This window comes from Burkholderia cenocepacia, from assembly GCF_014211915.1.
Classification (GTDB): domain Bacteria; phylum Pseudomonadota; class Gammaproteobacteria; order Burkholderiales; family Burkholderiaceae; genus Burkholderia; species Burkholderia orbicola.
Genome location: NZ_CP060039.1, coordinates 3,030,398 through 3,051,043, shown reverse-complemented (window position 1 = coordinate 3,051,043; position 20,646 = coordinate 3,030,398). Strand labels below are relative to the sequence as shown.

Here is a 20,646-nt window from a genome sequence, read left to right as displayed (position 1 = left end):
GGGGAGACAACACTAATGCACGCTTTTCCGATTCTCAGTACCGCGATCTGGCTGCCGATCGTTTTCGGCCTCCTCGTGCTGGCGGTAGGTAACGACAAAAATCCGGGGACGGCCCGCTGGATTGCGCTGATCGGCGCGCTGCTCGGCCTCGCGGTCACGATCCCGTTGATCACGGGCTTCGACTCGAGCACGGCCGCGCTGCAATTCGTCGAGAAGTCGACCTGGATCGAACGCTTCGACATTGCGTATCACCTTGGCGTCGACGGCATCTCGATGTGGTTCGTCGTGCTGACCGCGCTGATCACGGTGATCGTCGTGATCGCCGCATGGGAAGTGATCACCGAGAACGTCGCGCAGTACCTCGCGGCATTCCTGATCCTGTCCGGGATCATGATCGGCGTGTTCTCGGCGGCCGACGGCCTGCTGTTCTACGTGTTCTTCGAGGCGACCCTGATCCCGATGTACATCATCATCGGCGTGTGGGGCGGCCCGAACCGCGTGTATGCGGCATTCAAGTTCTTCCTGTACACGCTGGCCGGCTCGCTGCTGATGCTGGTCGCGCTGATCTATCTGTACACGGAAACGCATTCGTTCGACCTCGCGACGTGGCAGAACGCGAAGATCGCGATGACGCCACAGATCTTGCTGTTCATTGCCTTCTTCCTCGCGTTCGCGGTGAAGGTGCCGATGTGGCCGGTGCACACGTGGCTGCCGGACGCGCACGTGGAAGCGCCGACGGGCGGCTCGGTCGTGCTGGCCGCGATCATGCTGAAGCTCGGCGCATACGGTTTCCTGCGCTTCTCGCTGCCGATCACGCCTGACGCGAGCCACTTCCTGGCACCCGTCGTGATCACGCTGTCGCTGATCGCGGTGATCTACATCGGTCTCGTCGCGATGGTGCAGGCCGACATGAAGAAGCTGGTCGCGTATTCGTCGATCGCGCACATGGGCTTCGTCACGCTCGGCTTCTTCATCTTCAACCAGCTCGGCGTCGAAGGCGCGATCATCCAGATGATCTCGCACGGCTTCGTGTCGGGCGCGATGTTCCTCTGCATCGGCGTGTTGTACGACCGCGTGCACTCGCGCCAGATCGCCGACTACGGCGGCGTCGTGAACGTGATGCCGAAGTTCGCGGCATTCGCGATGCTGTTCTCGATGGCCAACTGCGGCCTGCCGGGTACGTCGGGTTTCGTCGGCGAGTTCATGGTGATTCTCGCGGCCGTCCAGTACAACTTCTGGATCGCATTCGGCGCGGCATTCACGCTGATCCTCGGCGCGGCCTACACGCTGTGGATGTACAAGCGCGTGTATTTCGGCGCGGTGGCGAACGATCACGTCGCCAAGCTGAAGGACATCGGCCGTCGCGAATTCCTGATGCTGGCCGTGCTTGCCGCGTTCACGCTGCTGATGGGCCTGTATCCGAAGCCTTTCACCGACGTGATGCACGTTTCCGTCGAAAACCTCCTCTCCCACGTCGCGCAGTCGAAGCTGCCGCTGGCCCAGTAATCGCGAGCGGAGGAACTCAAGATCATGAACGCTCCTATGAATGTCCTGTTGCCTGACGCGCTGGTGATGGCCGCCATCGTCGTCGCATGGCTGAACGACACCTTTGCCGGTGCTTCCGGTCGCCGCCTGACCTATCTGATCGCAGTCGTCTCGTCGGTGGTCGCCGGCGTGTGGTTCGCGGTCCAGGCGCTCGACCCGCAGCCGTACTACTTCTTCTCGAAGATGATCGTCGTCGACTCGTTCGCGAGCATGATGAAGGCGGTCGTGTCGTTCGGTTTCGCGGTCTCGCTCGTCTATTCGCGCAAGTACCTCGAAGACCGCGACATGTTCCGCGGCGACGTGTTCCTGCTCGGCATGTTCTCGCTGCTCGGTCAGCTGGTCATGGTGTCGGGCAACAACTTCCTGACGCTGTACCTCGGCCTCGAACTGATGTCGCTGTCGCTGTACGCGGTCATCGCGCTGCGCCGCGACGCCGCACAGTCGAGCGAAGCCGCGATGAAGTACTACGTGCTGGGCGCGCTCGCGTCGGGCTTCGTGCTGTACGGCATCTCGATGCTCTACGGCGCGACCGGCTCGCTCGAGCTGGGTGAGGTGTACAAGGCGGTCGGCGGCAACACTGACGCGGCGGTGCTGATGTTCGGCGTGATCTTCATCGTCGCCGGTATCGCGTTCAAGCTCGGCGCCGTGCCGTTCCACATGTGGGTGCCGGACGTCTACCAGGGCGCACCGACCGCGATGACGCTGTTCGTCGGCGGCGGCCCGAAGGTGGCCGCGTTCGCGTGGGGCCTGCGTTTCCTGGTGATGGGCCTGCTGCCGCTCGCCCAGAACTGGCAGACCGCGCTCGTGATCCTCGCCGCGCTGTCGCTGATCGTCGGTAACATCACCGGTATCGTCCAGCGCAACATCAAGCGGATGCTCGCGTACTCGGCGATCTCGAACATGGGTTTCGTGCTGCTCGGCCTGCTCGCGGGCATCGTGAAGGGCGACGCGGCGGCACCGGCGAACGCGTACAGCTCGGCGATGTTCTACGCGATCGTCTACCTGATCACGACGCTCGGCTCGTTCGGCGTGGTGATGCTGCTCGCGCGCCGCGATTTCGAAGCTGAAACGATCGACGACTTCAAGGGCCTCAACAAGCGCAGCCCGGTGTTCGCGTTCGTGATGATGGTCATGATGTTCTCGCTGGCCGGCATCCCGCCGACCGTCGGCTTCTACGCGAAGCTGGCCGTGCTCGAGGCGACCGTCAACGCGGGCCTCACGTGGCTGGCCGTGCTGGCCGTGATCACGTCGCTGTTCGGTGCGTTCTACTACCTGCGCATCGTGAAGCTGATGTACTTCGATGCCCCGCAGGATTCGACGCCGATCTCGGGCGATTTCTGCAAGCGCACGATCCTCGTGCTGAACGGCCTGGCGGTCGTCGTGCTCGGCCTGATCCCGAGCCCGCTGCTGACTGCCTGCCTGCAGGCAATCCGTCACACGCTGCCGCTGTAATGTCGGCAGCCGGCTGGTTCATCGTGCTGTTGGCGCTCGTCTGCGCCAACCTGCCGTTCCTGAACCAACGCCTCTTCGCCGTCGTGCCGTTCGGCGCGACGAAGAAGAACGCGTGGGTGCGGATCGGCGAGCTGATCGTGCTGTACTTCGTCGTCGGCGCGCTCGGCTTCTGGCTCGAGTCGCGCGCCGGCAACCGCTTCGAACAGGGCTGGCAGTTTTACGCGATCACGTTCAGTCTCTTCGTCGTGTTCGCGTTTCCCGGCTTCACGTTCCAGTATCTCGTCAAACGACGCTGACGGCTTCGGCTGTCCGTCGTGCTCATTCAGGAGCCGCCGATGGCCGAACTACCCAATCACGACGCCGCACTGACCGAAACCTGCCTCGAGAGCGAGGCGATCTTCGAAGGCGCGTTCCTCAAGCTCAAGCGCGACACCGTCCGTCTGCCGGACGGCAAGAAGGCCACGCGCGAATACGTCCAGCACCCGGGTGCGGTGATGGTGATCCCGCTGTTCGACGACGGCCGCGTGCTGATGGAAAGCCAGTTCCGCTATCCGATCGGCAAGGTGATGGCCGAATTCCCGGCCGGCAAACTCGACCCGAACGAAGGCGCGCTCGCGTGCGCGGTGCGCGAACTGCGCGAGGAAACCGGCTACACGGCGCGCGAGTACGTGTTCCTGGCCCGCATCCACCCGATCATTTCCTATTCGACCGAATTCATCGACCTGTACCTCGCGCGCGGACTCACGGCCGGCGAGCGCAAGCTCGACGAAGGCGAATTCCTCGAAACCTTCACCGCGACGCTGGCAGACCTGCAGGAATGGGTGCGCACGGGCCAGATCTCCGACGTGAAGACGATCATCGGCACGATGTGGCTCGACAAGGTGCTGTCCGGCACGTGGCCGCTCGGGCCGGTCGTCACGCCCTGAGTACGGCGTCAGCGGCGGCCGGGGCACCGCGTTACAATCCCGTGACGTGGCGCATTCGCGCCGCGTGATCGCGATTTAGCACGATCGTTCACAAAACCGCTTTTTGCGCTACACTCGTCACACGCCCTGATTCAGCATGAAGGTCCTCGATTTACAGTGCCCGCACGGTCATCGGTTCGAAGGCTGGTTCGCTTCCGCCGACGAATTCGAAGCGCAGTTGTCCCGCAAGCTGGTCGAATGTCCGGTGTGCGGGACCACCGAGGTCAACCGTCTGCCGTCGGCGCCGCGCCTGAACCTGTCGGGCGCGACGCAGGCGCAGCCGGCCGATCCGCGTGCGCTGCAGGCGCAGGTGATGCGCGCGCTGCGCGAGGTGCTGGAGAAGACCGAGAACGTGGGCGAGCGCTTCGCCGAGGAAGCGCGGCGCATCCATTACAACGAGGCGCCCGCACGCAGCATTCGCGGCGTCACGACGCCAGAGGATGCGCAGTCCTTGGTCGAAGAAGGCATCGACGTGATGCCGCTGCCGATTCCAGCCGCGCTGAAAGAACCGCTGCAATGACGTACGCAGTGTGTCCTGGCCGGCCCGGACGGTCGCGGACAGGAGACACTGCGCATGGATCTGGATTATTCCCCCGCCGACGACGCGTTCCGCGTTGACGTCCGCGCCTGGCTCGAGGCCAACCTGCCTCACGCACTGCGCGCCAAGGTACTCGATCACAAACGACTCGACCGCGATGATTTCGCGAGCTGGCACCGCATTTTGGGCCAGCGCGGCTGGTCCGCACCCGCATGGCCGGTCGAATATGGCGGCCCGGGCTGGAACGCGACGCAGCGGCACATCTGGGACGAGGAGTGCGCGCGGATCGGTGCGCCGACCGTGCTGCCGTTCGGGGTGTCGATGGTCGCGCCGGTCCTGATGAAATACGGCAGCGAAGCGCAGAAGCGCCACTATCTGCCGCGTATTCTCGACGGCTCGGACTGGTGGTGCCAGGGGTATTCGGAGCCGGGTTCCGGGTCCGACCTCGCGTCGCTGCGCACGCGCGCCGAGCGCCACGGCGATCACTACGTCGTCAACGGCCAGAAGACCTGGACCACGCTCGGCCAGTATGCCGACATGATGTTCTGCCTCGTGCGCACCGATCCGGCCGCGAAGAAGCAGGAGGGCATCTCGTTCCTGCTGATCGACATGAAGACGCCCGGCATCACGGTGCGGCCGATCGTGATGCTCGACGAGGACCACGAGGTCAACGAGGTGTTCTTCGAGGACGTGAAGGTACCGGTCGAGAATCTCGTCGGCGACGAGAACCGCGGCTGGACCTACGCGAAATACCTGCTGGGCCACGAGCGCACCGGTATCGCGCGCGTCGGCGCGTCGAAGCGGGAGCTCGCGTTCCTGAAGCGCGTCGCATCGAATCAGCGCAAGAACGGCAAGCCGTTGCTCGCCGATCCCGTGTTCGCCGCGAAGGTCGCGGCACTCGAAGTCGAGTTGATGGCGCTGGAAGTGACGGTGCTGCGCGTCGTCAGCCGCGAGACGAGCGGCAAGGGGCCCGGCCCCGAGGCGTCGATGCTGAAGATCAAGGGCACCGAGGTGCAGCAGGCGCTCACCGAGCTGATGGTCGAAGCGATCGGCCCGCTGGCCGCCCCATTCGACGTGCCGTTCCTCGACGGCGAGCGCGAGCACAGCATCGCGGGCGACGACGATGCGGCGCCGCTCGCCGCGTACTACTTCAATTACCGGAAGACGTCGATCTACGGCGGTTCGAACGAGATCCAGAAAAACATCATCGCGCAGATGATTCTGGGCTGTGATCAGGGAACGGAGACAACCATGGATTTCAGCTTTACCGATGAGCAGCAGCAGTTCGCCGACGCGCTGCGCCGGTATCTCGGCGAGCAATATGGCTTCGAAGCGCGCCAGGCGATCGTGCGCAGCGATGCCGGTGTGTCGGACGCGCAGTGGCGCGCATTCACCGAACTCGGCTTGACCGCGTTGCCCGTGCCGGACGCACAGGGCGGCTTCGGCGGCGGCCCGGTCGACATGCTGGTCGTAATGCAGGAGCTGGGCCGCGCGCTCGTGATCGAGCCGTACTGGGCCACGGTAGTCGGCGTCGAGGCGTTGCGGATCGCCGGCTCCGGCGCAGGCGACGATGCCGCGCTGCTGGAGGCGGTCGCGCAAGGGCAAAAACGCGTGGCGGTCGCATTCCACGAACCGCGGGCGCGTTACGATCTATACGAACTCGACACGCACGCACGCGAGCAGGGCGGCACGTACAGGTTGATCGGCGCCAAGTCGGTGGTTCAGCACGGCGCGCAGGCGCACGTGTGGATCGTGCCTGCGCGGGTCGACGGTGGCGGCATCGGCCTCTTCGTCGTCGAACGCGCTGCAGCGAACACGAAGGTGGTCGACTACCGGACCATCGACGGCCAGCGTGCCGCGACGATCACGTTCAACGACACGCCGGCCCGACGGCTGACGGGCGGTGCGCGCGACGCGGCGGCACTCGAGCAGATCGCCGATTACGCGACCTTCCTGCTGTGCGCGGAAGCGGTCGGCGCGCTCGACGAGCTGAATCGCGCGACGGTCGAATATACGAAGACGCGCGAGCAGTTCGGCGTGCCGATCGCGCGCTTTCAGGCGCTGCAGCACCGGATGGTCGACATGCTGATCCATGCCGAGCAGGCGCGTTCGCTGACCTATCTTGCGGCGGTGCGCTACGCGAACGGCGATGCCGATGCACGGCGCAAGGCCGTGTCGGCCGCGAAGGCGCGGGTTGGCGCGGCCGCGCGCTTCGTCGGCCAGCAGGCGGTCCAATTGCACGGCGGCATGGGCGTGACCAACGAGGTGGCCGCCGCGCACCTGTTCAAACGGCTGTCGATCATCGAGACGACGCTCGGCGATACCGATCATCACCTCGCCCGCATCACGGCGCTGCCCGATTTCGCGCAGACCGACGTAGCATGACGGCGACGCGCGAGCGCGTCAGACAAGGAGACTTATCAGTGGGCATCAGTTACGAAGATCTGGTGGTCGGCAGTACCACCGAAGTGGGCCGCTACACGTTCGAGCCGGACGACATCAAGACGTTCGCGAAGCGCTATGATCCGCAGCCATTCCATGTCGACGAGGAAGCGGGGAAGGCGTCGCATTTCGGCGGGCTCGTCGCGAGCGGCTGGCATACGTGCTCGGTGTTCATGAGCCTGCTGGTTCAGAAGCTCGGGCCGGATTCGACCAGCATGGGCTCGCCCGGCATCGATTCGATCCGCTGGCTGAAGCCGGTGCGCGCCGGCGACACGATCACGATGTATCAGAAGGTGCACGACAAGCGCGTGTCGGAGAGCAAGCCCGATCGCGGCATCGTGTCGACCGAATGGGTCGGCGTGAACGAAGCCGGCGAGACGGTGATCAGCGTGCACACCAAGGTGATTTTCGGGCTGCGCCATCCGGGAGGCGCGAACCCATGACCGACGTGACCTTGCCGCTGATCGCCTCGGCCCAGGCGCTGCAGGCGCGGGTCGGCGCGGAGCCGCTCGCGAGCGGCTGGATCGAGATCGACCAGCCGCGCGTCGACGGTTTCGCCGACGCGACCGGCGATCATCAATGGATTCACGTCGACCCCGAACGCGCGCGGCGCGAGTCGCCGTTCGGCGGGCCGATCGCGCACGGATTCCTGACGCTGTCGCTGATTCCGGCGTTGATGACCGACGCGATGCGCTTCGAGCAGAAGATGGGCGTGAACTACGGGCTGAACCGCGTGCGGTTCCTGAAGCCGGTGCCGGTCGGGGCGCGCGTGCGTGCGCTGTTCGCGGTGAAGGAAACCGCCGACGCCGCGCGCGGCGGCATCCAGGTGACGTGGTCGGTATCGGTGCAGGTCGAGCGCCCCGACGCGCCGCTGCCGGTGTGCGCGGCGGAGTTCATCACGCTGCATTACTTCTGAAGCACGGAACGGCATGCACGGATGCCGCTCCGCCCGCCACGTGCGTGTCAGCGCTTTGCGTATTGCGTTGCGCCGAACAGCACCTCGCGTGCCTTGTCGTCCTGCAGCGCCTTGCGCATCGACGCAAGCACTTCGACACCGCGCTGCACGGCCGGTCGCGCGGCGATCGCCTCGTGCCAGCGCTTCACGTTCGGCAACGCGTCGAGCACGATGCCCTGGTTCTGCCATGAGCGTGTCCACGGGAACGTCGCGATGTCCGCGATCGTGTACGTGTCGCCCGCCAGATACTCGGATTCGCCGAGGCGTTTTTCCATCACGTTGTACAGGCGCTTCGCTTCGTTCGTATAGCGGTTGACCGCATACTCGATCTTCTCCGGCGCATACAGCCGGAAGTGGTGCGCCTGCCCGAGCATCGGGCCGACACCGCCCATCTGGAACATCAGCCACTCGAGCGTCGCATAGCGCGCGGCCGGATCGGTCGGCAGGAACTTGCCGGTCTTCTCCGCGAGGTAAATCAGGATCGCGCCCGATTCGAACAGCGAGATCGATTGGCCGCCGGGGCCGTCCGGATCCACGATTGCCGGGATCTTGTTGTTCGGGCTGATCTTCAGGAACTCGGGCTCGAACTGGTCGCCCGCGCCGATATCGACCGGATGCGCACGATACGCGAGGCCGGTTTCCTCGAGCATGATGTGTACCTTGTGGCCGTTCGGGGTCGCCCAGCTATAGACGTCGATCATCGTCAACTCCTGTGTGGCATGCGCGAAAACGGCGCCGGCGGCGCCGCGACAGGCGGTCATTAGAGCATGGATCGACACGGGCTGCTGGCGACGCAAACGCGCGCGCCGACGGGCAAGGCACGGCGGGGCCGGAGAGCGCCGCCGACATGGCGTACGCGTCGGCGGGCCGCATCGGATGGACCCGGCGGCGTGGCGTCGGTTCGAAGTCCGACGCGGTGGATCAGCGCTTGTAGCGCGGCTGACGCTTCTCGAGAAAAGCGGTGATGCCTTCGAGCCCGTCCGCATGATGCAGCGACGCGACGAAATGATCGCGCTCGGTGCCGAGGTGCGTGTCCAGCGGTTGCGCGGTCGCGTCGTCGAGCAGCGACTTGATGCGCGTGAGCGCATTCGGCGAGATGCCGGCGAGTGCGTCGGCCCAGGCCAGTGCGTCGCTCAATGCGGTGCCTGGCGCGGCGAGCCGGTTGACGACGCCGAGCGCATGCAGGCGTTCGGCGGCGACCGGTTTGCCTTCGAACAGGATCTCGGCTGCGATCGCACGCGGCAGCGCGCGGGCGAGAAACCACGAGCCGCCGCCGTCGGGCGTCAGGCCGACGCGCGCATACGACATCACGAATTTCGCATCGTGTGCGGCGACGATCAGGTCACACGCGAGCGCGAGCGAGAAGCCCGCGCCGGCCGCGGCGCCTTCGACGGCCGCGATCACCGGCTTCGTCGACGCGCGGATCGCCGTGACCCATGCCGCGAGCTGATCGATGCTGTCGGCCTGGAAGGACGGATCCTTCGAGCGATTCTCGAGCAGCCGGTTCAGGTTGCCGCCGGCGCAGAAGAAGCGATCGGCGCCCGTCAGCACGACGGCGCGAATCGCTGGATCGCGCTCGGCGGTGGCGAGCGCTTCGATGCCCGCCGCGTACATGTCGGGATGCAGCGCGTTGCGCGCGCCAGGATTGGACAGCGTGAGGACGAGCGTCGATTCGCTCTCGGGCGGACGCGAGGCCAGCAGTTCAGCACTCATGCGAGCGTGTCTCCATCGGGTGGCGCGGCGACGCCGCCGCGTGTGTCGTGCGGACGGCTAGAGCCGACGCCGCAGCGGATGTAATGTTGTCGTGACGAACGCAAAACTTGCTTTAGACTAGCACGAACGTGCTTTTCGGCGTGATGAATCCCGATGCGGCTGGCGTCGAGGCGGCCGCCCCTGAGCAAGGAAGGAGACTTCGATGTTACAGCTGTGCGGTATTCCGTTGTCCAACTACTACAACAAGGTGAAGTTCGTCCTGCTCGAGCACGACATTCCGTTCGAGGAAGCGGTGTGCGGTTTGCCGATCAGCGATCCGGCGCAGCTTGCCGATTCGCCGCTCGGCAAGATTCCGTTCCTGAAGACCGAAGAGGGGGCGCTGTTCGAGTCGCAGGCGATCATCGAATACCTGGCGGCGCGCTATCCCGAGAAAGGCATTTTCCCCACGAGCCCGTTCGCGGCGGCAAAGGTGCGCGAACTGGTCGAGACGCTCGAGCTGTATCTCGAATGGGTGGCGCGCGAGGTGTACACGGAAGCGTTTTTCGGCGGCAAGGTGAGCGACGGGATGAAGGCGCACGTCGAGAAGCGCCTGCCGCGAGCGATCGATGCCTTCAAGCAGATGACACGTTTTTCGCCGTATGTGCTCGGCGAGTCGTTCGGCCTCGCGGACATCGCCGCGTGGGTCCATCTGCCGGTCATCGGCATGGCGACGAAGGCCATATACGGGCGCGATTTCCTGCTCGATGCCGGCATCGACTGGAAGGCGCACGCCAAAATGGTGAGTGAACGCCCTGCCGCGCAGCGCGTGGCCGCCGAGCGCAAGGCGTATGTCGAAGCGGCGAACGTCGCGCGTTCGTAACCGCGGTTCCCGAAGGGCGGCGTGCGGCCGCCCGTGCGGTCTTACAGGCGGGCCAGCCGTTCGAGCGCGGACGCGAGCGTGCTTTCCTGCTTCGCGAAGCAGAAGCGCACGACGCCCGATTCGTGCGGCTCGTGATAGAACGCCGACACCGGAATGGCGGCCACGCCGATCTCCGACGTGAGCCACTTCGAGAATTCCGCTTCGGGCAGGTCGCTGATTGCCGAGTAATCGACGCACTGGAAGTACGTGCCCGTGCACGGCAGCAGCTTGAAGCGCGTGCGCTCGAGGCCGGCCCGGAAGAAGTCGCGCTTGCGCTGATAGAAGCCTGCGAGCGACAGGTACGGCGCCGGGTCCCGCAGGTAGTCGGCGAGCCCGATCTGCATCGGCGTGTTCACCGTGAACACGTTGAACTGGTGGACCTTGCGAAATTCGGCGGTCAGCGCCGCAGGCGCCGCGACGTAACCGACCTTCCAGCCCGTCACGTGATAGGTCTTGCCGAAGCTCGACACGATGAAGCTGCGCGCGGCGAGTTCCGGATAGCGCGCGACGCTTTCGTGGCGTGCGCCGTCGTAGACCATGTGCTCGTAGACCTCGTCGGACAGGATCAGCACGTTGGTGCCGCGCACGATGTCCTCGAGCTTGCGCATGTCCGCCTCGCGCCACACGGTGCCCGTCGGGTTGTGCGGCGTGTTGATCAGGATCATCCGCGTTTTCGGCGTGATCGCGGCCGCGAGACGGTCGAACGGGATCGCGTAGTCGGGCGCCTCCAGCGTGACGAACACGGGCTTGCCGCCGGCGAGCTCGATCGACGGCAGATAGCTGTCGTAGGTCGGCTCGACCACGATCACTTCGTCGCCCGGATGCACCGCGCACAGGATCGCCGTCAGCAGCGCCTGGGTCGCGCCGGCCGTCACGGTGATTTCGGTGCCCGGATCGTAGCGCCGGCCGTACACCTGCGCGATCTTGTCGGCGATCGCGTCGCGCAGCGGCGCGACGCCGGCCATCGGCGGGTACTGGTTGTGCCCGTTGCGCATCGCGGCGGCGACTGCATCGACGATGCGCGGATCGCAATCGAAATCCGGAAAGCCCTGGCCGAGGTTCACCGCCCCTTTTTCGGCGGCAAGCGCGCTCATGACCGTGAAGATCGTCGTGCCGACGTTCGGCAGGCGCGACGGGAAAACGGGTGTCGTTGGCATATCTGAAGGAGCGTTCATTGATACGGTCGAATTCGGGTTGGGGCGTCAGGCCGGCGTCGCCGTGGCGGGCGGCGCGGCATCGAGGGCGCAGGCTTCGGCAAACGGCGCGGGTTGCGCGATCCGGAAACCGAAGTCGCGTGCGGTGCGTTTCGCGAGCTTCAGCAGCGCGCGGTCTTTCGACACGAGCCAATCGGCCTGCGCGGCGCGGGCGAGTTCGAGAAATTTCTGGTCGTCGCGGTCCTTGCACTTCGGCAGCGGCGGCGCATCGGCGTCGAGGGGCGGCGGCTCGACGAGGCTCGCGAGTCGGGCGACCGTTGCGAGCGCGGCCGCCTTGTCGATCGCGCGCGACTGGAACTGCGGATAGTCGAGCACGTATTCGAGTTCGGTCAGGCAGCGGCCGTCGATCACGGCGGCCAGCGTGCCGCGCTCCAGCGCGGCACGGATCGGGCGCGTGGCGGGGTCGTCGAATACGAGGATGTCGATCCAGACGTTCGAGTCGAGCACGACGCGGTGTGCGGCATGCGGGGCGAGAGAGCGGGTCATTCGTTACAATCGGTGGTTTTCGTCTGACCGCAAGGCACGGCGTGCCAGCGAGCCTCTATGATAATCGTTCTCTCTCCCGCCAAATCCCTCGACTACGACACGCCCGCGCATGTCGAGTCTTACACGAAGCCTGCATTCGTCGACGACGCGTCGGAGCTGATCGACGGCCTGCGCAAGCTGTCGCCGCAGGACATCGCCACGCTGATGGATATCTCCGATCCGCTCGCGCGCCTGAACTTCCAGCGCTACGCCGACTGGTCGCCGACCTTCACGCCGGCCAACGCGAAGCAGGCCGTGCTGGCGTTCAACGGCGACGTCTACGAGGGGTTCGACGCGAAATCGCTGTCGTCCACCGATCTCGACTATGCGCAGCAGCACGTGCGCGTGCTGTCGGGCCTGTACGGGCTGCTGCGCCCGCTCGATCTGCTGCAGCCGTATCGGCTCGAGATGGGCACGCGGTTCGCGAACGCGCGCGGCAAGGATCTGTATGCGTTCTGGGGCGACCGCATCACGCGGGCACTGAACGAGCAGCTCGAGACGCGCAGCGGCGCGGCGCGCGTGCTCGTCAACTGCGCGTCGACCGAATACTTCAAATCGGTCAAGCCGAAGCTGCTGGCCGCACCGGTCATCACGCCGGTATTCGAGGACTGGAAGGGCGGACGCTACAAGATCATCAGCTTCCATGCGAAACGCGCGCGTGGCCTGATGGCGCGTTTCGTCGTCGAGAACCGTATTACCGACCCGAAGGCGCTGAAGGAATTCGCGACGGAAGGTTATGCGTTCGATGCGGCTGCGTCGAACGATTCGACTTACGTATATCGCCGGCGCGTCGGCGAGTAACCCTGCCGGCGTTCACGAGACGGCCGGCGCTTATGAGGCCGGACAGGCGGTACACCGTCTGCTTCGGTCGCGAGCTTTGCATGAGACTGGTGTAAGCGCCAAAGCGCTAACTCCGGTCGACAGCTTTGCATGGGACCGGAGTAAGCGCTAAAGCGCTAACTCCGGTCGACAAAGGAGAGATAGATGGCCCTTTCGATCACCAGTAATTTCGACGCAGGCGCAATCGACGTCGTGTCGTGCGAAAGCCCCGACGCAATCCGGCTGCGCGTGCGCGGCGACAATCGTTCGGAATTCGCGCAATGGTTTTACTACCGCTTGACGGGTGCGCGCGGCGAGCGATGCGTGATGACGTTCGAGAACGCAGCCGAATGCGCGTATCCGTCGGGCTGGCGCAACTACCACGCGGTGGCGAGCTACGACCGGGTCGACTGGTTCCGCGTGCCGACGACGTTCGACGGCAAGACGATGACCATCGACCATACGCCGGAGTTCGACAGCATCTACTACGCGTATTTCGAACCGTACTCGGAAGAGCGTCACGCGGCGTTTCTCGGTGCGGTCCAGCAGTTGCCGCAGGCGAGCGTCGTCGAGCTCGGCCGTACGGTCGAAGGCCGTCCGATGTCGCTGCTGACGCTCGGCACGCCGGAAACCGATGGTGCGCCGAAGAAGAAGGTGTGGGTCATCGCGCGTCAGCATCCGGGCGAATCGATGGCCGAGTGGTTCGTCGAAGGCCTGGTCAAGCGGCTGGCCGGATGGGGCGATTGGGCTGGCGATCCGGTTGCGCGCAAGCTCTACGATCGCGCGACGTTCTACATCGTCCCGAACATGAACCCGGACGGCAGCGTGCACGGTAACCTGCGCACCAATGCGGCCGGCGCGAACCTGAACCGCGAGTGGATGGCACCCGATGCCGAGCGCAGCCCCGAAGTGCTGGCCGTGCGCGATGCGATCCACGCGATCGGTTGCGACATGTTCTTCGACATTCACGGCGACGAGGATCTGCCGTACGTGTTCGTCGCCGGCTCGGAGATGCTGCCGAGCTTTACCGAGCAGCAGGGCAAGGAGCAGGCTGCGTTCATCGACGCGTTCAAGGTCGCAAGCCCCGACTTCCAGACCGAGCATGGCTACGCGGCGAGCAAGTACAAGGAGGATGCGCTGAAGCTCGCGTCGAAGTACATCGGCCACCAGTTCGGCTGTCTGTCGTTGACGCTCGAAATGCCGTTCAAGGACAACGCGAACCTGCCCGACGAGCGTGTCGGCTGGAACGGCGAGCGCAGCGCGGCGCTCGGCGCGGCGATGCTCGCCGCGATCCTGGTGCACATCGACACGTTCGGTTAAGCACGGCCGTCGTCGCATGAAAAAAGCCGGCGCATCTTGCGATGCGTCGGCTTTTTTGCTGCTGTCGTTGCCGCTCCGTCGTATCAGGACTTCTTCGCGGTTTTTTTCTTCACGGCTTTCTTCTGGCCACTTGATTTCTTCGTCGCGACGGCCTTCTTGCTGCCGGTGCGACCCGATGCCTTCGCCTTGGCCTTGCCGCGATGCGACTTGCCCTTGAACTTCTTCGTCGGAGACGACGAGCGCTCGACGCGTGGCTTCAGCGGCGGAACCGGGTCGTTCCAGCTGAACGCGAGCATTTGCTGGCCGACGTAGCCGCAACGGAATTTCAGCGGCGTCGGATCGCTGCCGTTGCTGTGGATGCCGAGCCCGTCGACGGTGACGATGTTGTCGACCTTCACGCGCTGCTTGCCTTGGTCGAACGAGTCGTTCCACGGCGTGATCGTCGCGTTGCCGCTGTCGAATGCGTTCGGCGCGAAGTCGACGCGGTCGAACGCCGTCGACGTGCTGGCGATGAAGCTACCGTGCGCCGCACAATCGGCGGCGAGCGGATCGGCATGCATCTCGTTGACGAATTTGTTGATCAGTTCGGAGCGCTGGTCGAGCAGGTCGGCGAATACCGGTGCGGGAAGCGCAAGCGACAGGCCCGCGATACAGGCTGCCAACTTGCCGAGCGCCCGGAAAATCCGGAGCGAGGCAGGAGAGCTGTCCATCTGGTTATTGGTGAGGAGCGAAGGAGACATCGGGCACGTATAGATGCCCGATGAAGAACAGGAGTTCAATCTTAGCGTAAAAAAGTTGTGCGGCAGTAGGTGGCGTATTCGGCGCGCGCCGCGGAAGTACCGCCGGTACGCGTGTGCGCCGAGCCGATCAGGGGGATTTTCAGGCGCGCGGGCCGCCGAGGCGGTAGCGCCGGACGTCGAACGTCGTGACCCACGCGGGGCGATAGACGGCGATGAGTGCCGTTGCCATGCCGGTGAACCATGCTTCGCCGAGCGCCAGCAGTGCGGTGTTCAGCAGATAGCCGGCCGGAATCACGACGGGCACGCCGTCGGCGAGCGCGAGCTGGACACCTGCCGCCGCGGCGGCGACCGCGACGATCGCGATGGCCGGCGACAGGAAGCCCTGCCCGGTGATGAACGAGGCGAGGTTATGCGGCAGCCAGGCGAGCGCGGCGCGTTGCAGCAACGCCGACACGCCGACAGGCAGCGCACCGTAGATCAGATAGGTCAGGCCGATGCCTTGCCACGGCGCGTCGAAGATGACCGCGGCAATCGCCGTGACGGCGCCCATCGCGACCAGCGCGAGTGTCCAGTCGAACAGCGTGACGAGCAGGGTTGCGCCAAGCAGATGCATGACGATGCCATCCTCGAGCCATGCGTTCGAGGCCCACAGGACCGTGATCGCGGTGACGAGCGCGAGCCACACGTGCTGAAGCGTGGCGTCTTGCACACGTACGAACGGGCGATTCCAGATCGCGAGCGCGAGCAGGGCCACGGCGGCGATCCAGCCACCGATGCCAACCCAGAGCGGAAGCGGTGTGAAAAGAAAACCCATGCGTCCATATTACTCGTTGAGCATCAAAGGTGGGAATCTGCACATGCCCGACCGTCGCAATATCGAGACTGTTTGCCTAGCGTCCGCGCCGGAACCGTGGCCGCGGCTCGGCGGCGAGTGGCAGGTCCTGCGTGCCGGCATGGGCGGTAGGTAACGGGTACGGACGGTCATGCCGTTGTGTACGCAGCGGAACCGGGCCGTGTTCGCCGATGGCCGGTTTGCGGGCGCGGTTGCGGTTCGCCAGCAGCACCTCGAGATGGGGCGACAGCCAGCCGTTGTAGATCGCGACGGCGGCGGCGCGGTTTGCTGCGCCGAGCTGCTGGAAGATGCTCGCGAGGTGGATCTTCACGGTGCCTTCGCTAATGCCGAGCGTACGCGCGATCATCTTGTTCGTGCTGCCCATGTGGACGAACCGCATGATCTGCGCTTGCCGCGGCGACAGGAGGCCGCTCGGCGGGCGGCGGGGCAGCGAGCCGGCGAGCGTCTGGAAATGGGCATCCTGGCGTGCCGTCGTCGGGGCGGGCAGCAGGCTGAGGGCGATCGGCGGAATGTAGTGGCCGCCCAGCAGCACGATCTCGAGCGCACGTACGATCAGGTGCGGCCGCGTGGAATGCGGGATCACGCCCGCGACGCCGTAGTTGAAGAAGCGCTGGATGGCTTCGGGCGAGACTTCGTCGACCAGGACGGCGATCGGCGTCGGCGAGCACGCGTTGCCGAGTGCCTGGAGCTCGCTGAGCCGGCCCACGTCGAGCCAGTCGATCGCGACGAGGTCGAAACGCTGGGTACGCAGCAGCCGGCGCGCCTGGAAACTGTCGGGCGCATCGTTGATGCTGGCGTGCCGGTCGATCTGCCGCAGCAGGGCCTTCAGTCCGTCACGCCGTTCGGCGTCTGAGTTAAGCACCAAGAACCGCATATTCAATCTCCGTAAGGTGAGTCATCGACTGCTGTCGGGTATAAGCTGGCCCCGATAATGACAAAGACCTTACACGATGTCTGCTTGGCTGAAAGGCTTAGGAAAAGTTCGAAATTTTCGGCGACAGAGCATCGGACAAGAAAAAAAGCCGCTTCGGCAGGCACCGGAAGCGGCTTTTGGCGGGGCAGGCCGACGGGCCTGCGGGGGCAATGTCAGTGGAAATGCGGCTGGGCGGGCGACGCGTCTTCCGGCATTTCCGCATGGACGATTTCGCCGAGCGGATCTGCGTAGAGCGGCACGCCGCAGTCGTCGCAGTATTCGGGTTCGAAACGGCCCGCGTGCCTGCGGACGTCGGTTACGCCGCATTCCTTCAGCAGGCTCACGATTTCTTCGAGCGGCCCTTCGATCGGCGCTTCGCCTTCGAGCGTCGCGCTGTCGGTCGATACGTCGCCGTTTTCACGGCCGTAGAGCGGCCACACGACACCGTAGATCACGTCGTTGCTGGCACGCCGCGTGAACCCCACGCGATACTCATCGATACGACGCTCGCCGAAGCCGGCGACCACCGCCCGCAACTCTTGCGGCGCCGCACCAAGTGTGTCGAATAGATAACGAATGGCCGTTCGGACGGTGTGCGGACGCACACGTTCGTCCGCATCGCGACAGGCCGAGTAGTACGCGTCCGGAAGCAGGCATTCGAATTCGCATCCGGGCAGCGCGATCGACAGGTTCGGGCCGCCTTGTGCCGTCCACTGTTCAAGGCACTGGCCGCGCTCGATGCGGCTGCCGTTTTCTTCTTCCTGCCAGCGGAACAGCGGTGCGCCGGCCGGCGCGGCGACGACCGCCAGCAGGAAGCGCGGATCGGCCAGGATCGGCGAGGTTTCCGGCAGATCGCCGAAGCTCAGCTTCGGGGTGTGCTGACCGATTGCCGCATGGGCGAGTTGCTGCGCAAGCCGGTAGGTTTCCACGTGGTGCCGCGGCAACTGGTCGATGCTGTAGAGGAACGGGGCGAGCCCGACGAGCGTGCCGTTCGCCAGGACGTGCGCCTGCAGATGCGTTCGCAGCGCGTCGGCCACGTCGCCCTTGAGCGGACCGGACGGAATCATGTAACGCGTCCAGGCGAGAACCGGGACGGCGACCAGCAGCGCATCGTATGGTTGACCGTCGTGCTCGATCACCATCGACTCGCTGTGCGTCTCGGCCATGTCGGCGAGCGCGCCGTAGGCGTCGGGATGATTCTGCTGGAGATGGTCGAGCGCGGCGTCGAGCGTGGTCTGATTGCCGTTGCGGACAATCTTGGCGAGCAGCGCATCGAGCTTCGCTTCCCAGAAGCGATCCTCGATGCGGCTGCCCGACGCGAAGAGCGCAAGCGACAGACCGACCAGTTTGTCGGCATCGGGGGGGAGGCGTTTGGCGATTCGCTGGCGCATATTAAAGACGTATATAGAAAGAGGCGAAGAACCTCACATTCTAGTCCGTTCTTTGCACCATAAGCGGTCTCGTGCCTCAGGCATGGCCGGACGGCCGAATTGCGGCGTTTGTGAAAAAGTTGCGTCAAACCCCTTGCGCGATCGCTAGCGGGTGCTTAGAATCACGCCTCTTTCGCGCTAACGGAAACGCAGCGCGGAAGGAAGGGAAGCAGTGCTGTTGAGGTTCGGCGGTAGCGAGCCTCGGCGGTACAGAAGTTGAGCCCCGCGGTCGCAACGAAGTCGTTCAGAAAGTTGTTGACGAGCTGCGAAACACGGTTCATAATCTCGCTTCTCTGCTGCTGAAAACGCAGCGCTGCTGAGGGGTTCAAGATTCCTCGCAGAAACGCTCTTTAAAAATTAACAGCCGATAAGTGTGGGCGCTTGATGGTAGCGAGCTGATCCTCGGATCAGATAGCGAAAGTATCAAGAGTCTCACACTAAAGTAAGTCAGGTTTATGAAGTGATTCATATTCCTGTCAGCTTTGAGTGAGCGACCGGTTCTTAACTGAACCGAAAACAGTAACAGGTTTGAACTGAAGAGTTTGATCCTGGCTCAGATTGAACGCTGGCGGCATGCCTTACACATGCAAGTCGAACGGCAGCACGGGTGCTTGCACCTGGTGGCGAGTGGCGAACGGGTGAGTAATACATCGGAACATGTCCTGTAGTGGGGGATAGCCCGGCGAAAGCCGGATTAATACCGCATACGATCACGGATGAAAGCGGGGGACCTTCGGGCCTCGCGCTATAGGGTTGGCCGATGGCTGATTAGCTAGTTGGTGGGGTAAAGGCCTACCAAGGCGACGATCAGTAGCTGGTCTGAGAGGACGACCAGCCACACTGGGACTGAGACACGGCCCAGACTCCTACGGGAGGCAGCAGTGGGGAATTTTGGACAATGGGCGAAAGCCTGATCCAGCAATGCCGCGTGTGTGAAGAAGGCCTTCGGGTTGTAAAGCACTTTTGTCCGGAAAGAAATCCTTGGCTCTAATACAGTCGGGGGATGACGGTACCGGAAGAATAAGCACCGGCTAACTACGTGCCAGCAGCCGCGGTAATACGTAGGGTGCGAGCGTTAATCGGAATTACTGGGCGTAAAGCGTGCGCAGGCGGTTTGCTAAGACCGATGTGAAATCCCCGGGCTCAACCTGGGAACTGCATTGGTGACTGGCAGGCTAGAGTATGGCAGAGGGGGTAGAATTCCACGTGTAGCAGTGAAATGCGTAGAGATGTGGAGGAATACCGATGGCGAAGGCAGCCCCCTGGGCCAATACTGACGCTCATGCACGAAAGCGTGGGGAGCAAACAGGATTAGATACCCTGGTAGTCCACGCCCTAAACGATGTCAACTAGTTGTTGGGGATTCATTTCCTTAGTAACGTAGCTAACGCGTGAAGTTGACCGCCTGGGGAGTACGGTCGCAAGATTAAAACTCAAAGGAATTGACGGGGACCCGCACAAGCGGTGGATGATGTGGATTAATTCGATGCAACGCGAAAAACCTTACCTACCCTTGACATGGTCGGAATCCTGCTGAGAGGTGGGAGTGCTCGAAAGAGAACCGGCGCACAGGTGCTGCATGGCTGTCGTCAGCTCGTGTCGTGAGATGTTGGGTTAAGTCCCGCAACGAGCGCAACCCTTGTCCTTAGTTGCTACGCAAGAGCACTCTAAGGAGACTGCCGGTGACAAACCGGAGGAAGGTGGGGATGACGTCAAGTCCTCATGGCCCTTATGGGTAGGGCTTCACACGTCATACAATGGTCGGAACAGAGGGTTGCCAACCCGCGAGGGGGAGCTAATCCCAGAAAACCGATCGTAGTCCGGATTGCACTCTGCAACTCGAGTGCATGAAGCTGGAATCGCTAGTAATCGCGGATCAGCATGCCGCGGTGAATACGTTCCCGGGTCTTGTACACACCGCCCGTCACACCATGGGAGTGGGTTTTACCAGAAGTGGCTAGTCTAACCGCAAGGAGGACGGTCACCACGGTAGGATTCATGACTGGGGTGAAGTCGTAACAAGGTAGCCGTATCGGAAGGTGCGGCTGGATCACCTCCTTTCCAGAGCTTCTCGCAAAGTTGAGCGCTCACGCTTATCGGCTGTAAATTAAAGACAGACTCAGGGGTCTGTAGCTCAGTCGGTTAGAGCACCGTCTTGATAAGGCGGGGGTCGTTGGTTCGAATCCAACCAGACCCACCACCGTCTTGTGTGGCGGTACACACCTGAGGAATTCTGTACATGGGGGCATAGCTCAGCTGGGAGAGCACCTGCTTTGCAAGCAGGGGGTCGTCGGTTCGATCCCGTCTGCCTCCACCAATCACCA

General features: G+C 63.9%; 19 protein-coding genes, 2 tRNA genes, 1 rRNA gene and 1 pseudogene. 15 read left to right on the top strand and 8 right to left on the bottom strand.

Annotation, left to right across the window (positions count from 1 at the left end; all coding sequences use genetic code 11):
• The first annotated feature begins 15 nt into the window (after positions 1-15).
• The 9 genes and pseudogenes from SY91_RS14430 (at position 16) to SY91_RS14390 (ending at position 7,858) form a co-directional block, all read left to right on the top strand.
• Entirely contained in the window at positions 16-1,506 is a 1,491-nt protein-coding gene (locus tag SY91_RS14430) for an NADH-quinone oxidoreductase subunit M (RefSeq protein WP_006478274.1), read from the top strand.
• Between the two features lie 36 nt (positions 1,507-1,542).
• Positions 1,543-2,997 carry an NADH-quinone oxidoreductase subunit NuoN gene (gene nuoN / locus SY91_RS14425; RefSeq protein WP_023476907.1) on the top strand — a complete coding sequence of 485 codons (1,455 nt, stop codon included), beginning with the start codon at positions 1,543-1,545 and terminating at the stop codon, positions 2,995-2,997.
• Positions 2,997-3,293, top strand: coding sequence for a DUF2818 family protein (locus tag SY91_RS14420; RefSeq protein WP_006478276.1), 297 nt, complete (start codon positions 2,997-2,999; stop codon positions 3,291-3,293). Before nuoN ends, SY91_RS14420 begins: the two co-directional genes overlap by 1 nt.
• A 39-nt stretch (positions 3,294-3,332) precedes the next feature.
• Positions 3,333-3,923, top strand: coding sequence for an NUDIX domain-containing protein (locus SY91_RS14415; RefSeq protein WP_006478277.1), 591 nt, complete (start codon positions 3,333-3,335; stop codon positions 3,921-3,923).
• A 136-nt stretch (positions 3,924-4,059) separates the two neighbouring features.
• Complete coding sequence (locus tag SY91_RS14410) at positions 4,060-4,482, top strand: DUF1178 family protein (protein WP_006478278.1); 423 nt, start codon at positions 4,060-4,062, stop codon at positions 4,480-4,482.
• A gap of 54 nt (positions 4,483-4,536) precedes the next feature.
• A pseudogene (locus SY91_RS14405) lies at positions 4,537-5,727 on the top strand (acyl-CoA dehydrogenase family protein); the annotation flags it as partial.
• A gap of 24 nt (positions 5,728-5,751) precedes the next feature.
• Complete coding sequence (locus SY91_RS14400; RefSeq protein ID WP_006478280.1) at positions 5,752-6,885, top strand: acyl-CoA dehydrogenase family protein; 1,134 nt, start codon at positions 5,752-5,754, stop codon at positions 6,883-6,885.
• Positions 6,886-6,923: 38 nt separating this feature from the next.
• A complete protein-coding gene (locus SY91_RS14395) occupies positions 6,924-7,385 on the top strand; it encodes a MaoC family dehydratase (RefSeq protein WP_006478281.1) in 462 nt (153 codons plus the stop codon).
• A complete protein-coding gene (locus tag SY91_RS14390) occupies positions 7,382-7,858 on the top strand; it encodes a MaoC family dehydratase (RefSeq protein WP_006496999.1) in 477 nt (158 codons plus the stop codon). Before SY91_RS14395 ends, SY91_RS14390 begins: the two co-directional genes overlap by 4 nt.
• Before the next feature lie 47 nt (positions 7,859-7,905).
• On the opposite strand, the gene SY91_RS14385 is transcribed toward SY91_RS14390, so the two are convergent.
• Positions 7,906-8,598, bottom strand: a complete 693-nt coding sequence (locus SY91_RS14385; protein WP_006478283.1) for a glutathione binding-like protein — start codon at positions 8,596-8,598, stop codon at positions 7,906-7,908.
• A 220-nt stretch (positions 8,599-8,818) separates the two neighbouring features.
• Complete coding sequence (locus SY91_RS14380) at positions 8,819-9,610, bottom strand: oxepin-CoA hydrolase, alternative type (RefSeq protein ID WP_006478284.1); 792 nt, start codon at positions 9,608-9,610, stop codon at positions 8,819-8,821.
• A 202-nt stretch (positions 9,611-9,812) separates the two neighbouring features.
• Here SY91_RS14380 and SY91_RS14375 point away from each other — a divergent pair, with 202 nt between their 5' ends.
• Entirely contained in the window at positions 9,813-10,469 is a 657-nt protein-coding gene (locus tag SY91_RS14375; protein WP_006478285.1) for a glutathione S-transferase, read from the top strand.
• 41 nt (positions 10,470-10,510) lie between these two features.
• On the opposite strand, the gene SY91_RS14370 is transcribed toward SY91_RS14375, so the two are convergent.
• On the bottom strand, positions 10,511-11,683 hold the full coding sequence (locus SY91_RS14370; protein WP_043887951.1) for a pyridoxal phosphate-dependent aminotransferase: 1,173 nt from the start codon (positions 11,681-11,683) through the stop codon (positions 10,511-10,513).
• 27 nt (positions 11,684-11,710) lie between these two features.
• Positions 11,711-12,208, bottom strand: a complete 498-nt coding sequence (locus SY91_RS14365) for a putative toxin-antitoxin system toxin component, PIN family (protein WP_006478287.1) — start codon at positions 12,206-12,208, stop codon at positions 11,711-11,713.
• A 57-nt stretch (positions 12,209-12,265) separates the two neighbouring features.
• Here SY91_RS14365 and yaaA point away from each other — a divergent pair, with 57 nt between their 5' ends.
• Together yaaA and SY91_RS14355 are read left to right on the top strand one after the other, a co-directional pair.
• Positions 12,266-13,048 carry a peroxide stress protein YaaA gene (gene yaaA, locus SY91_RS14360; RefSeq protein ID WP_006478288.1) on the top strand — a complete coding sequence of 261 codons (783 nt, stop codon included), beginning with the start codon at positions 12,266-12,268 and terminating at the stop codon, positions 13,046-13,048.
• A gap of 183 nt (positions 13,049-13,231) precedes the next feature.
• Complete coding sequence (locus SY91_RS14355) at positions 13,232-14,386, top strand: M14-type cytosolic carboxypeptidase (RefSeq protein WP_023476912.1); 1,155 nt, start codon at positions 13,232-13,234, stop codon at positions 14,384-14,386.
• Between the two features lie 83 nt (positions 14,387-14,469).
• On the opposite strand, the gene SY91_RS14350 is transcribed toward SY91_RS14355, so the two are convergent.
• The 4 genes from SY91_RS14350 to SY91_RS14335 form a co-directional block, all read right to left on the bottom strand.
• Complete coding sequence (locus SY91_RS14350; RefSeq protein ID WP_034174496.1) at positions 14,470-15,126, bottom strand: BspC domain-containing protein; 657 nt, start codon at positions 15,124-15,126, stop codon at positions 14,470-14,472.
• Between the two features lie 139 nt (positions 15,127-15,265).
• Positions 15,266-15,940 carry an energy-coupling factor ABC transporter permease gene (locus tag SY91_RS14345; RefSeq protein WP_006478291.1) on the bottom strand — a complete coding sequence of 225 codons (675 nt, stop codon included), beginning with the start codon at positions 15,938-15,940 and terminating at the stop codon, positions 15,266-15,268.
• 76 nt (positions 15,941-16,016) lie between these two features.
• Positions 16,017-16,853 (bottom strand): response regulator transcription factor, encoded by an 837-nt coding sequence (locus SY91_RS14340; protein ID WP_023476914.1) that lies wholly within the window; start codon positions 16,851-16,853, stop codon positions 16,017-16,019.
• A gap of 212 nt (positions 16,854-17,065) precedes the next feature.
• The gene (locus SY91_RS14335; protein WP_012328889.1) at positions 17,066-18,283 is read right to left on the bottom strand and encodes a DUF2863 family protein; all 1,218 of its coding nucleotides are present in this window, start codon (positions 18,281-18,283) and stop codon (positions 17,066-17,068) included.
• A 569-nt stretch (positions 18,284-18,852) separates the two neighbouring features.
• Between SY91_RS14335 and SY91_RS14330 the strand changes: the two genes are divergently transcribed.
• The 3 genes from SY91_RS14330 (at position 18,853) to SY91_RS14320 (ending at position 20,639) form a co-directional block, all read left to right on the top strand.
• Positions 18,853-20,383, top strand: a 16S ribosomal RNA gene (locus tag SY91_RS14330).
• A gap of 62 nt (positions 20,384-20,445) precedes the next feature.
• Positions 20,446-20,522, top strand: a tRNA-Ile gene (locus tag SY91_RS14325).
• Positions 20,523-20,563: 41 nt separating this feature from the next.
• Positions 20,564-20,639 (top strand) — tRNA-Ala (locus SY91_RS14320).
• The last annotated feature ends 7 nt before the right edge of the window (positions 20,640-20,646 follow it).

Bases quoted from the DNA above. Each gene is read 5' to 3' on its own strand.
- SY91_RS14420 (WP_006478276.1), top strand. From the start codon at position 2,997: ATGTCGGCAGCCGGCTGGTTCATCGTGCTGTTGGCGCTCGTCTGCGCC.
- SY91_RS14350 (WP_034174496.1), bottom strand. From the start codon at position 15,126: ATGTCTCCTTCGCTCCTCACCAATAACCAGATGGACAGCTCTCCTGCC.
- SY91_RS14430 (WP_006478274.1), top strand. From the start codon at position 16: ATGCACGCTTTTCCGATTCTCAGTACCGCGATCTGGCTGCCGATCGTT.
- SY91_RS14385 (WP_006478283.1), bottom strand. From the start codon at position 8,598: ATGATCGACGTCTATAGCTGGGCGACCCCGAACGGCCACAAGGTACAC.
- SY91_RS14335 (WP_012328889.1), bottom strand. From the start codon at position 18,283: ATGCGCCAGCGAATCGCCAAACGCCTCCCCCCCGATGCCGACAAACTG.
- yaaA (WP_006478288.1), top strand. From the start codon at position 12,266: ATGATAATCGTTCTCTCTCCCGCCAAATCCCTCGACTACGACACGCCC.
- SY91_RS14370 (WP_043887951.1), bottom strand. From the start codon at position 11,683: ATGAACGCTCCTTCAGATATGCCAACGACACCCGTTTTCCCGTCGCGC.
- SY91_RS14400 (WP_006478280.1), top strand. From the start codon at position 5,752: ATGGATTTCAGCTTTACCGATGAGCAGCAGCAGTTCGCCGACGCGCTG.
- SY91_RS14375 (WP_006478285.1), top strand. From the start codon at position 9,813: ATGTTACAGCTGTGCGGTATTCCGTTGTCCAACTACTACAACAAGGTG.
- SY91_RS14380 (WP_006478284.1), bottom strand. From the start codon at position 9,610: ATGAGTGCTGAACTGCTGGCCTCGCGTCCGCCCGAGAGCGAATCGACG.
- SY91_RS14410 (WP_006478278.1), top strand. From the start codon at position 4,060: ATGAAGGTCCTCGATTTACAGTGCCCGCACGGTCATCGGTTCGAAGGC.
- SY91_RS14365 (WP_006478287.1), bottom strand. From the start codon at position 12,208: ATGACCCGCTCTCTCGCCCCGCATGCCGCACACCGCGTCGTGCTCGAC.
- SY91_RS14390 (WP_006496999.1), top strand. From the start codon at position 7,382: ATGACCGACGTGACCTTGCCGCTGATCGCCTCGGCCCAGGCGCTGCAG.
- nuoN (WP_023476907.1), top strand. From the start codon at position 1,543: ATGAATGTCCTGTTGCCTGACGCGCTGGTGATGGCCGCCATCGTCGTC.
- SY91_RS14340 (WP_023476914.1), bottom strand. From the start codon at position 16,853: ATGCGGTTCTTGGTGCTTAACTCAGACGCCGAACGGCGTGACGGACTG.
- SY91_RS14415 (WP_006478277.1), top strand. From the start codon at position 3,333: ATGGCCGAACTACCCAATCACGACGCCGCACTGACCGAAACCTGCCTC.
- SY91_RS14345 (WP_006478291.1), bottom strand. From the start codon at position 15,940: ATGGGTTTTCTTTTCACACCGCTTCCGCTCTGGGTTGGCATCGGTGGC.
- SY91_RS14355 (WP_023476912.1), top strand. From the start codon at position 13,232: ATGGCCCTTTCGATCACCAGTAATTTCGACGCAGGCGCAATCGACGTC.